Below are 12,757 nucleotides of genomic sequence, written 5' to 3'. Positions count from 1 at the left end.
AGAGATGGGATGGTTTAAGAAGAAGGAAAAGCTGGAGGTTATCGAAGTTGGAGTTCCGCTTGCAGGTAGTGTCGTTGAGCTTTCGGAAGTACCCGATCCGGCATTCGCCGGTGGCTTTATGGGCAAAGGAATAGCCATTAAGCCCCGGGAAGGTAAAGTCTACGCGCCGTTTGACGGAACAGTAGCGCATGCGTTCGGCCGGAGTAATCACGCGCTGCTGCTGGAGCATGCTAGCGGTATTCAACTGCTGATTCACGTTGGCATTAATACGGTGTCGTTGAAGGGAAGAGGGTTTACCCTACGAGTTCAGACCGGTGAGAAAATCAAGAAAGGACAGCTGCTGCTAGAATTTGATATTTCCGAAATCGAGCAGGCGGGCTTTCCGGTGATCACACCGGTGTTGGTCCCGGACGACCAGGAAATGGTGAAATCGGTGGAGACGATGGAAGGCGCTGGGGTGGTAGACGGTGTCCCACTGCTTCGCGTTCACTTAAAATGATGGTGTAGCTTGGATTTCGAAGAACCGCCAAGCTGTTACAGCACTTTTGCCAGTTGATTTTTGCTTCTCAAAAATAGTATAACCACGTCAAAACGGCGAAGGGGCATAGCCAGCAGGGCCTGAAATCTCATGATTTCAGGCCCTGCTTTCTGTTGGACTTCTAATTTTTTTGCTTTGATACATTCATTGCTCGTCGATCTTACTAAACCGCCAGAACAGGCTGATAAAATCCCCTTTTATTCTTGGAAGTGTCAAACCGGCGTACATCAGCTCGTCACCTCCGTATATCTTTCCAGTTTCGTGATGGCGGTACAGGTAACGCGAATTCAATCCTTTGCATTTCAGAATAGGCACCCTTTCACCCGGCTGGCTCAGCACTCGGAAGAAAGCAAGTACAGCTTCGCTCTGGTCATCAGAAACAAAGGCCCAGGCCGCCTCGTTGCCCTCGAACGGACTTAAAATGCGATAAAATTCTCCGAATTGGATAAGGGGGCGAATTTCTTTATACAGCGCAACTTGGGACTTGATCGTTATCTTTTCCTGCGGCGACATCTTGGTAAGATCGAGCTCGTAGCCAAGGTTTCCCGACATCGCGACATGTCCTCGGGTGTCAAGAGGAGTAACCCGGTTGACTTGATGATTCGGTACACCCGAAACATGAGCGCCCATAGACACAGCCGGATAGACCATACTGTTGCCGTACTGAATTTTTAGCCGGCTGATCGCGTCGGTATTGTCGCTTGTCCACGTTTGCGGCATGTAATAAAGCATGCCGGGATCATAGCGCCCTCCTCCGCTGGAACAGCTCTCGAACAGTACATCCGGGAAGGCGGAAGTGAGCTCGTCCAATATCCTGTACAGACCGAGGATATACCGGTGTCCCGTTTCGCGCTGGCGCTCCGCCGGAAGAAGGGCAGAGCCGATCTCCGTCAAATGGCGGTTCATGTCCCATTTGACATACGTAATCGGCGCGGAAGACAGAATATCGGACAGCGCTCCAACAATATAGTCGCATACATCCCGCCGCGACAGATCAAGAACAAGCTGATTCCGCCCCACCGTGCAGGGACGATCCGCCACATGAAGACACCAGTCGGGATGACGCCGATAGAGTTCGCTGTTCGGTGAGACCATCTCCGGTTCGAACCACAGACCAAACTTCATACCCATTCCGGTTATCCGCCGGGCTAGATTGTCCAGCCCCTCCGGAAGCTTGCGGCGGTCAACGGTCCAGTCGCCCAGGGAACTCAAATCATTGTCCCGCTTACCGAACCAACCGTCGTCCAGGACAAAGAGCTCCATACCAAGTTCTTTCCCTTCGCGGGCGATCGCTTCGATCTTGTCGGCGTTAAAGTCAAAGTAGGTGGCCTCCCAGTTATTAATTAGAATCGGACGTTCGGCATCACGAAAATTGCCGCGACTGAGCCGCGTGCGGTACAGCCTATTAAAGACGCGGGACATCCCGCCCAAGCCTTGTGCAGAGTATACCATGATGGTCTCTGGCGTCTGAAAGCTTTCGCCGGGAGTCAGCTGCCAGGAGAAGCCAAACGGATTGATGCCGATCGACACCCGAGTCGTCCGGTACTGCTGAACCTCGGCCTGGGCGATGAAGTTTCCGCTGTAAACGAGATTGAGCGCGTATACCTCGCCATTGTCTTCATCAGCGCCAGGGCGAAGTAGGGCCAGAAACGGATTCTGCTGGGGACTGCTAGCACCTCGCCGGCTTTCCGCATTCTGTATGCCGGGCATTAGGGGTCTCCGCGCAATATTTCGTTCATTGGTATGCGTACCGTAGAAGGTCAACATGTCATACTCGTCATCTCTGAAATCGATACTGGCGCTGAGCGCGCGAAGAAGGACCAAATTATCGGAGCCGGTATGGTCAAAACGAACCGACCGCGCGATGGCGTCATATTCGTTAAAGACAGTATAAATTAAGGTAGCACGCAGACCGGTCAGTGCATCTTCAAGCACAAGCTCCAACGTATCCGCTTCGTCCTCCCGCTCGATGTAAGTGGCAGGGAGACCTGGAAGCTTTGGCTTGCCGGCGAATATCCGATGAGTCTGGTAACGGAAATCACAGATTTCAGATCCATTAGACTGGCCGACCTGATAGGCGGGTATGCCAAAATCGCCGTTCCCGTAACCCGGATACTCCTGCGGAAGGTTGTCCAAGGAGAACTTTCGGTCGGTAGGGTCAGGATTCGGAGAAAAGCCCCGATCGATAAAATCAAAAGGTACAGAATCCTGATAGACGGCGATTCGTCGTCCCCAGTATAAATGCCCAAGGTAGCCGTCGCGAATTATCTGAATGCAGTAGCTGGAACCGGGGGTTTGCAGGTGAAACACCATGCGTTTCTCATCGTAATGAATGCCCATAAGTGAAATCGTGCTCCTTTTAGTGTTATAATTTAGTAAGAGTGTGAAATAACTGATTATAGAAAACTTGTCTTCATCATTAGCGTAAAGGTGCTGAAGAACCGAAACAAGAGTAACTTTATAAACTGAGGAGGGTGAAATATTGCTGTGAATCATGAGGAGGGAAACGGGAAAGGGAAGCAGTCCTCGATATCTTTTCACTTTATAACGCCAATGCCCTATATCTTGTTAAAGGGTGCCGGATATGAGCTGATTACTTCGCATGATTATATCTGGGATGGACGGAACCGTACCGGAGACCATTGTGTGCTTCAATATACATTGAATGGTCGCGGTGAGATTGAAACGGGGGGGAGGAGACATTCCCTTGAGCCGGGGGATGCTTTTCTGGCTGATGTTCCGGGCGACCATATCTACCGTCTCCCCTCTGATTCTCCCAGATGGGAAGTGCTCTACTTCGAACTGTCACACTTGGCGCTGCATCTCCTCCAGGAATGGCTGGACATAAGCGGCTACATTTTCCGGATTGAGCCGGGGTCCGATTTGGAGCATCTCCTGTGGGCCACTTATCGGGAAGCTATTGAGAACAGCTACCGCGATATGTATCAGTGCTCACGGGCCGCTTATACACTGGCCATGTCACTGGCGAGTCATCTTGTCACTCTTGCCAGCAGCGTCCCATTGCCTCCGGTTGTGGAACGCTGTAAGACCTTCATTGACAGTAATCTGCATCGGAGCATTGGCCTTCAGGACATGGCGGAGGTCTCCGGATGTTCTAAATTTCATCTCACCCGTGAGTTTGAGCGCAAGCTTGGCCTCTCTCCCGGCCGCTATTTAACTCGTATGAGATTGGAAAGAGCGGCTGCTCTTCTGCTGGAGCCCGCAAATCTGACATTGGAGCAGGTGGCGGAACAGTCCGGTTTCTCGAATGCGAATTATTTCGGCAAAGTGTTCCGAAAGTATACAGGAATGGCTCCAGGCGAATTCCGCATGGAGGGCGATTTGTATCAAATTCGGCGGTTGATCCGGAGCGATCAATGAAAATAGGGTCTTGAAGATAGTAACAGGCTGCCGAAATTTTCGGCAGCCTGTTTTAAAGCGGCTTAAAAAAAAGAAGGGTCACGCAAACACTACGTTAATGATTAGGGGGTCGATGGACTCGATAGTATCGATGACAAAAAGATCCCCGTCCCGCCGGAATGGAGTTGGTACTCCATTGACCGTGACTAACGCAGGCTCTTGGCAGGCGCCAAAACCCAATGTCCCGCCTTCTCTTAGTTGCAGCAAGGTAGAGTTGTCATCGGTAAATAAAATCGTAACCGCCGCTGTGGACAGATACTTATTAAGAAGGCCGATCAGTGTGAACCGAGGGTTCAGGATGGGAACCATCAAGTATAAAGCCACTCCGTTTTCCTTGATTGTAAAGGGGATGCTCTGACGGTATGAACACTTCATCAGTTTTCGGCTAAAATGCTCGTACAGATAGAATTCTTGATCTACATTACACAGAACTGGAATCTGGGAAGGGCTAATAGACCCGCATAGAATCCGGTCTTCCTGGTCAATGTTGAATACACCAACCGAAATGGACCCTCCGACAGGAGCCCATACCTTCAGTGGCACGCTATCCTTTTGAGGATTAACCATCAAGATGTCGGAAGTCGGCAATCCGGGTTGATCGGCTCTCAGTACTTTGCCGTCACGAAATACGAGCGGGAGCAGATCTTTCGGTTCCGTAGTGCCAGGCTTGTCGCTAAAATAAACCGGACCGCCGCTAACGGCACGAAGTACCGCATTTTGCAGCGCCTCTTCATGGTTGGTCCAAAACATATCCCAATCTCCCCAGTAAAGTACATGATGATACAAGGAGTTATAGGCGTTTTGGAACGCGTGTTCTTTAAAGCTGATTTCTTTGCCAGGGACAAAATCGTCACTGTTGCGAGATACCGATGAGGAAGGCCTAAACCATATATTTTCCGACTCCATCCCCATACAATTGATCAATTGCTGATCAAAATGCAACCCGGCAGACGCTTCTAAAGCGGTGTGCATTTCATACGCCGAACGGCCATCCGGAATGTGGTGAAACAAAAAACTATTTATCGATCCCTGGCTGTCGACCTTCACAAAATCCACGCCCGAGTGGCGAAGACTGCGATGAAAAGCATTCCAGAAACCGAATCCTTTATCCGCACGAGGGTAGGGGATGAACCGGCCTTTTGCGGTTTTATACACAAACTCACCAAATTCCTGGACGATGGCGCTGTCTGGATGAATCCCTGCCCAATAGCCAAAAAGGGTATGCCATACACCGACCCAGCGGACCCCGTAGTTCGATTTTAATACTTCAATTAAAGAAGCAAGGCCATTGGGGAATTTCTTTTGATCGGCCTCAAATGACATCAGACCCTTTTCTTTCACATCTAACCAGCCATCATCAATCATGACCCAACGCACAGGGAGGTTTTTCTCGTTTAATTCTTTGAGTTTTTCAATTAGACCCGTATCGTTAACCTCGTTACGGAACGCGTCCCAGGAGCACCACCCCAAGTATTCCAAAGCATTCGGATAACGTTTGTGTTCTCTCAGTGATGTCGGGTTACCAATTAAATCAAGTGTAAACTTCAACGTTTCCTTGATTAAGCTATAAGGGTTCTCTCCGTATGAAAGGACGAACAGTGGCGCGGAAATGTCGTCGCGGCCGCCTACGTTGGTCGAAAGACAAAGATCAAAGCCGTTATTACAGCCTCGTATCTCCGTTTTTTCAGTCAAAGTTACAACAGGCAAACAATAGGCATAGCGGGAGCCGGACTGCCAGAGAACCGATTGGGTACGTTCAGGCAGTTCACTCATACGGGAAGTAAAAAAAGGACGCGTCCACCAATCATTAAAGTGGTAAAAGCCCAAAAACTTATCCGTTTTTTGGGGCTGAGGAACCGAAATAACGATGGATCGTCTAGCATTGAAAGAAAACCGACGCCAGAATACCTCCTGAGCATCCATGCTTGCTTCCACAAAGCAGACGACTGTCGAGCCATAATCCATAAGATGGAGGTAAACCGAAATAGAATTGTCTTTGTCCGTGTACAGGCTTGTCTTTTTAGTGAAATTACCGTGTTCATCGAGCCCTGAAGTTTGGCTCATTTCTTTTAAATCCAGGCTTTGTAAAGAGGACTCTTCATCTGTCGAAACGCACACTTTCAAATTCGTTAAAAATGTAGCGTCTTCTAAATTAATCATATTTTCCATGCTTATTTAACAGCTCCTTCGACGACACCTTTAATAACTTGCTTTTGCATAATGAGGTAAAAGACAATGACGGGAATGATTGCCATAACTAGCGCGGCCATGGCAACTCCATAGTTCGATGTATATTTCCCAAAGAAATAATAGGTCGATAACGGCAATGTTTGCTGTTCTTTCGAAAGCAAAACCAGAGAGGGAAGCAAGAAATCATTCCATATCCATAAAACATCTATAATAGCAATTGTTGTTGAGATTGGTTTTAAAATAGGAAGGACAATTTGGTAGAACACTTGAATGCGCCCGGCTCCATCCATTAATGCGGCTTCCTCTAGGTCTTTGGGAACGGTTTTAATAAAGCCGTGATACATAAACGTGGCCAGACTGATGCCAAAGCCCAGGTAAAAGAAAATAAGCGCCCATTTGCTGTTGAGCATATGGAGATTTCCATACAAGGAGACAAATGGAATCATTAAGGCCTGAAACGGAATAATCATCGACGAAACCAACATAAGCAATATAATAGAGGACATTTTATTCGACCAACGAACCAGGTAATATGCTAACATGGAAGAAAACACCAAAATAGCCAAAACGGAGACGCAAGTAATAATTGCGGAGTTATATAATCCATACGAAAAATTCATTCGGGTGAACGCGTCCGTATAGTTTGAAAAATCAAACGTTTTGGGCAAGGTTAGAGGATTTCGGATAATCTCCACTCTCGACTTGAAGGAGTTTAAAAGGATCAACAAAAAGGGAAATATAAAAAGAAAGAAAAGAATAGACATGCCTGCATACCAGCTTGCAGCGGTAAATAAACGTTTATTTCGCATCAGGCGTCTACCTCCAATTTCTTCATGATTCGGACTTGCAAAATGACGATTAACGATATGATCAGGAACATCATGATGGCTTTTGCCTGGCCCTGTCCAAAGTTTCGGTAAATAAATGCATCGTTATATACATGCATGGCGATGATTTCGGTGGCTCGATAGGGTCCGCCTTTCGTTAACGAAAGATTGGTATCATATACCATAAAACTTCGTTGCAGTGTCAAAAATAGACAAATGGTAAAGGAGGGAATCATCATTGGAATTTTGATCCGTAAGAGCTGCTGGATCGGGCCGGCTCCATCCAAATTGGCCGCTTCAGAAAGTGAAGAAGGAATGCTCATTAAGCCGGCAATAAAAATCAGCATCATATAGCCTGCGTTTTGCCAGACCCCGACAGTAACAAGCGCCCAAAACGCTTTCGTCGTATCTCCTAACCAGGAGTAGGACAGAAAATCAAGGCCCCATGCTTTTCCAAAATAAACAAGCACACGAGAAAATATGAATTGCCATACAAATCCTAGAATGATCCCGCCTACTAGATTGGGAGTAAAAAAGCCCGCGCGATAAAAATTCTGACCCTTTCTTCCTATCGTTACAAGCAAGGCGAGGAAGAAGGCAACAACATTGGTTAAGATCAGCGTGAAAAATACATAACGGACGGTGAACCACAGGGATGTCCAAAACTCATTGTCCGAAAACGCGGCTCTATAATTATCAAAACCTATAAACCGAAAAACGGAAGAGGTTCCATTCCAATCGGTTAAGGTCATTATAAAACCAACGACAAATGGAACGATCACCACTGCTGTAAAAACAAATAGCGGGATCAACGCGAAGATGGAAAATACCGTAATCTTTTCTCTCAAAGTCGTTTCTTTATACAAGGTTATCCCTCCATACCCTCCGTACTGGAGAATGTGAGTGGGATAAGCGAGTCCGCATATCCCACCGTCTCAAAGTTTTAGTTGGATTTTTTCTTAGTCCAATACGCCTCGAATTCTTTAGCTAAATCAGATTTGTTAATCTTATCGGCCAAATATTTTTGCATGGAAGTTCCCATCGCAGGATAAGCGTCTGCAGGGTAGTACGTATTCATCCATTCCAACGTATTCTCTGATTTCATATAACTGAGTACGGATTGGGAAAGAGAATCTGCAGGTTCCGCAGTAAAATTATCGAAGACTGGTAAGAAATTGAGTTTGTTGACATAATAATCTTGACCTTCTTTAGAAGAGACCATCCAATTTAAAAATTCCTTCGCTGCTTTTTGCTGGTCGGTTGTGGATTGCTCTGCATCGACGACCCAATAAGACGGAACGCCGACAGAGATCTGGGAATTGCCATAGTCTTCTGCGTTATTGCTTATCGGCACAGGGAGAAATCCATATTGGCCCTCCGGATCAAGTTCTAGAATCTGAGGGTACGCCCAGTTCCCCATAAACCACAGTCCGACTTGTCCGGTAGCCAAAGCTATGGGGCCATCGTCATAAACAGGGGAGAGAGGAGCGCTTTTGTTAATGTTGTACGCTTTCATAAGATCAAAAGTATTCACCCAACCGGAGAATATTTCATTCTCGGAGAGCTTGACGGTACCATTCTTAAGATCTTTAATAAATTTATGACGTTGATCTCTATCTGAAGATTGGTCTGCAAATAAAATATTGGTATAATGGGCGCCTAGCGACCAGTCTATGGGAGAAACGTGGATTGCTCCTTCCGCCGCACCTGATGACGTGATTTTATCCATCAGCGATTTGAGCTCATCCTGTGTTTTTACTGTTGCGGAATCAAAATTTCCGCCACTTGCTTGGTCCAACACCTTTTTGTTATAAATCAAACCGAAGGCCTCAACCGAAACTGGCATGCCTTTGATTTGGCTGCCGTCCCTTACATAATCCAAACTGCCTTTCATGGTATGCGAAACCCAGGGTTGATCGGACAGGTCCAAAAGTTTATCATGCATAGATTCATATTCCGCACCCATCATACTAATAGTAGGCGCATTGTTCGATGCATAAAGAGTTGTCATTTTGTCGAAAGCGTTTTGATTACCGAGAGAAATAATAGAAACCTTGACTTGATCTTGTGATGTATTGTAGTGTTCCACCATTTCTTCGAACTGGCTGATGATCTCGGACTTCCCGATAAGTACAGATATCTCTGTAGGACTTCCTGCTTTAGCAGGTTCACCTCTTTGATTGGCGGAAGAAGAGGAGTTCTCTGATCCGCTGCAAGCGGCCAAACCGGAAGCAAGAAGTGCTAAGATTCCAACTGTAGTAAGTAGTTTTTTCATTGTTGAATCCCCCTATTTCTTAGTTTACCTTTTTAACCGATTCTGAAGGGATAGCACTCTTCATGTATTTGCTCTATTTTATCAGTTCTCTCGCGGGTAAATCACCAACACCTCCTTATAAACTGTCATTAGCATCAAAGGATAATCACAGTTAAAAAGTAGTTAAAAAAATGAGTTAAAACATCGGTTAAAAACAAGTTAAAAGCACAACATCATGATATTGTAACCGTTTTATTTTGTCAATCCATAACTTAATATTTGTTCGATTGATCCTACCGCTCTGAAGGAATGCTTTTGACGAATGGTGTTGTTTTTGTTAAGATTTATTTAACTTTCTTTTTACTTTTTTTAACTTCGGGGGTGTTTATTTGGCTACGTTATCCGATGTTGCCACAAAAGCCCAGGTTTCTATTGCTGCCGTTTCCCGATTGTTCAACCAAGATCCAACCTTATCCATTAGTCAGGATACGAAAGAACGAATCTATACTGTTGCTTCGGAGTTGGGTTTTAAAGGGGCAAGGAAGCGATCGAAACCATCAAAAAAGCTTTTCAAGATCGGAATGGTCTTGTGGTGTTCTCCGGAAGACGAAACAGACGATCCGTATTTCCTTTCCATCCGCCAAGGCGTAGAGAAAAGATGCCAGGAAGAAGGAATTGTTCTTGCTGAGGTTATCCGTATGAACGGCATAGAGGATGGAGCATCCTTGAACGGTATGGATGGTTTAATCGTAATTGGGAAGATTGACAGCAGAGACTTGGATTCTTTATACGGTAATAATGACCGAATTGTATTCGTCAATAATTTTGCTCAGGACCGTCAAAAATATGACTGCGTTGTTTCCAATTTAGAGCAAGCCACAAAGGATGTACTAGAACACTTGCTTCAATTAGGCCATAAGCGGATCGGTTTTATTGGGGGGAGAGATTATTCGCCTGTTAAAGGAGAGCGGAAAGGAAGGGAAATTCCAGAAATCCGCTACTCTGTTTACGAAAAGATGATGAGAGAAAGAGGGATGTTTTCTAGGTCGGATGTATATTTAGGAGAATGGACAACAACCAGCGGTTACGAACTTATGCGAGAAGCCATTCAGAAGGGGAATTTGCCTAGTGCTTTTTTTATTGCCAACGACCCGATGGCCATAGGTGCGATGCGCGCCCTGTACGATGAAGGTATTAAAGTACCTGACGAAGTGGCTGTTGTAGGTTTCGATGATATTGATTTAGCCGGTTTCGTTCAGCCTTCATTGACCTCTGTTAGAATCTATACCGAACAAATGGGGAGAACCGCGGTAAATCTGCTGTGCGAACGAATTAAAGGCCGTGATATCCCCTTAACAGTTACCGTTTCCACTAAGCTTATGGTGCGTGAAAGCTGCGGCGCCACTAGGTATCATAGTGACTCTAGAAATGGTCAACTTTAAGAGTCTAATTTAACAAGAGAACAAAAATCCACTGTGCATTTGTGCGGTGTTTTTTTTGTTAATGGAGGGGTAGTACCACATGCCCATCAAGCTAAGAACAAAGAAAAAGGAACAGATGCTACCTTTCGTTGCTTGATCCAAATCAATTAGCTTAGAACTGGATTTTGTACAGACTTAAATAAGCCTTGGTGGCTTCGGTTTTAAAAATTTCAATTTCCTAGGCAGCAGATCGTGATTTCTGTCTATACTCATAGACTACACCTAGAATGTCAAATACGGTTTTCTTCTCATACCGATGTGACTTGCGTCCATTCTTTTCAATCATCCGAAAGAATTGGAGAAGCACCCGCTGTACATCATCTGCTTGCTTTTTCATGGCATCATGTAGAGAAAGAAAATATTCTTTTAAGATACAGATTACTTTGAATTCACTGGCTTCTTTCTTTTTCTTCATCAACAAAAGCCTACGCATCTGAAACATGAGAGAAGAACTAAGCAAAATGGCGATCAACTGCCCGTATACATGACATTCAAAACGTTCGGTTTTGACCGGCTTGCATCGGTCAATATGGAAGATGGATTTCCACGTTTTAAATAAAATCTCGATTTGCCAGCGTAGGGAATACAGGTCATGGACATGCTCTTTTTTTAAGTAAATGTCAGGGGCATTGGTCATGTAGATATTGATGGCACTTAAGCGTTTTGTTCGTTCTTTGTAAGTCATGTTTTTCTTTTTCTCCTGTTTAGCACGCATCAGGAGCCGCTTTTGAGTCTGTTCTTCCGTAAGTTTGCAAATGAGAAGCCGTGTACGAAATTTTTTATAGAGACCCAGATACACTTTGGAAAGTTCTACCATTTCTCCGGATTGAAGGCAATTCATGATAGCTTCCAGATCGATTCTTTGAACAATGATTGTTTTTTTACCTTGCCATCTTTGAATTGTTCAACTTCCTTATTTTGTTCATATACGCGGACATTCAATTTTAACCGCGAAACATAAAAAGCTCCTCGCTGCTCTATTTCTTCGAAGTCTTCTAAACAAAAGTAGCCCAAATCTCGAATACAAAGATCATTCATTCCCACCGTTTTCGCTCGTTTTGAACCATATAAACCGTCGTTGTTTTTTCCGGGGCCAACATCCACTTGTAAGAATTCTCCGGTTTTCAACTCGTATTCGAGTTGAATTTTCATATCAGCCGTATGAGAACTTCCTCCGGATCCCTGGTAACGGTCTGCATAGGGATCTGGAAGTTGAAAAACAGTCGAATCCAGAATACGGATCCGATGATATTAGGAGTTACATTCACAAGGCAGCGAGAAAGAAGTCGAGATTTTTTCTTGGAGAAGCGTTGAAAAAAGGGATTGAAGGAAGGCAACTGCAGAAGGATTGAACCGCTGGTTCAATCCTTCTGCGCTCATCGAAAGCTGATTGGAAGCATCTAGTTGGCTACATAATCGTGCGAGGGGAGTCACAGATACATGATCATTTGAAAAGACACATAAGGAAACCAAATCTTGCGCGGTATATTTGCTTTTTCGTTGGACGAAGCCAGCTTTTCTAGCGAGCTCCTCAAGTTGGGTAGGAGAAAAATGATGTTGAAGCTGTTGGGCTAGTAAATGCATTTCTTCGCTGATAGAAAGTGGAATAGAATTCATGGCAAACCATCCTTTCTATTGAATTATGCTTGATATAGAAAGGATAGCTTATTTTTCCATTTTGGGGTATAGATTCATCTTAGCTTGATGGGCATGGGGTATTACCCCTATACACAAAGACTAATCCATGTCTCGCGCCGAGCCTGTAAGCGAGCTAGGGGTAGTTCCAGCGTAGTGTCAGTTATCTAAACTCCAAAAGTGGAAGTCCTTGTTAAATAAGGGCTTCCACTTTGTTTACATGTATTTAATCTAAGACGTAATCGTCGGTTCCAAAAATGGTTAGAGTCGGAACCAAGCATTTGAAATCAATATATCTATGCTATGTTTTTTAGGCAATATGTATTTCAAAAAGCTCGATGTTCCATTTACTAAATAATAAACGGAACTTTATACTATTACGAATGGGCAGGGATTTGTCTCAATTAAATAA

Annotated in this window: 8 protein-coding genes and 1 pseudogene; 3 read left to right on the top strand and 6 right to left on the bottom strand. The window is 45.1% G+C overall.

Annotated elements, in window-relative coordinates; all coding sequences use genetic code 11:
* Positions 1–4 precede the first annotated feature (4 nt).
* Positions 5–499: a PTS sugar transporter subunit IIA gene (locus tag WA407_RS09170; RefSeq protein WP_044648982.1), complete on the top strand. Its 495-nt coding sequence runs from the start codon at positions 5–7 to the stop codon at positions 497–499.
* Positions 500–682: 183 nt separating this feature from the next.
* Here WA407_RS09170 and WA407_RS09165 read toward each other — a convergent pair whose 3' ends face one another.
* Positions 683–2,878: an alpha-galactosidase gene (locus tag WA407_RS09165; RefSeq protein WP_336077186.1), complete on the bottom strand. Its 2,196-nt coding sequence runs from the start codon at positions 2,876–2,878 to the stop codon at positions 683–685.
* Positions 2,879–3,091: 213 nt separating this feature from the next.
* Between WA407_RS09165 and WA407_RS09160 the strand changes: the two genes are divergently transcribed.
* The gene (locus tag WA407_RS09160) at positions 3,092–3,919 is read left to right on the top strand and encodes a helix-turn-helix transcriptional regulator (protein ID WP_302055320.1); all 828 of its coding nucleotides are present in this window, start codon (positions 3,092–3,094) and stop codon (positions 3,917–3,919) included.
* A gap of 78 nt (positions 3,920–3,997) precedes the next feature.
* Here WA407_RS09160 and WA407_RS09155 read toward each other — a convergent pair whose 3' ends face one another.
* From WA407_RS09155 to WA407_RS09140, 4 genes are all read right to left on the bottom strand, one after another.
* A complete protein-coding gene (locus tag WA407_RS09155; RefSeq protein ID WP_336077185.1) occupies positions 3,998–6,118 on the bottom strand; it encodes a Sip1-related alpha-galactosidase in 2,121 nt (706 codons plus the stop codon).
* Positions 6,119–6,129: 11 nt separating this feature from the next.
* Complete coding sequence (locus tag WA407_RS09150) at positions 6,130–6,957, bottom strand: carbohydrate ABC transporter permease (protein WP_152643882.1); 828 nt, start codon at positions 6,955–6,957, stop codon at positions 6,130–6,132.
* Positions 6,957–7,841, bottom strand: coding sequence for a carbohydrate ABC transporter permease (locus tag WA407_RS09145; protein WP_044648987.1), 885 nt, complete (start codon positions 7,839–7,841; stop codon positions 6,957–6,959). The genes WA407_RS09150 and WA407_RS09145 overlap by 1 nt, the downstream gene beginning before the upstream one ends.
* A 77-nt stretch (positions 7,842–7,918) precedes the next feature.
* Positions 7,919–9,250 carry an ABC transporter substrate-binding protein gene (locus tag WA407_RS09140; protein ID WP_044648988.1) on the bottom strand — a complete coding sequence of 444 codons (1,332 nt, stop codon included), beginning with the start codon at positions 9,248–9,250 and terminating at the stop codon, positions 7,919–7,921.
* Positions 9,251–9,618: 368 nt separating this feature from the next.
* Between WA407_RS09140 and WA407_RS09135 the strand changes: the two genes are divergently transcribed.
* A complete protein-coding gene (locus WA407_RS09135) occupies positions 9,619–10,671 on the top strand; it encodes a LacI family DNA-binding transcriptional regulator (RefSeq protein WP_336077184.1) in 1,053 nt (350 codons plus the stop codon).
* 217 nt (positions 10,672–10,888) lie between these two features.
* Here the strand turns inward: WA407_RS09135 and WA407_RS09130 are convergent.
* Positions 10,889–12,318 (bottom strand): annotated as a pseudogene (locus WA407_RS09130) (IS4 family transposase).
* Positions 12,319–12,757: the final 439 nt, after the last annotated feature.

The organism is Paenibacillus sp. 203 (genome assembly GCF_037027525.1).
GTDB classification, from domain to species: Bacteria; Bacillota; Bacilli; order Paenibacillales; family Paenibacillaceae; genus Paenibacillus; species Paenibacillus polymyxa_B.
This window is presented reverse-complemented; position numbering and strand designations above follow the sequence as displayed.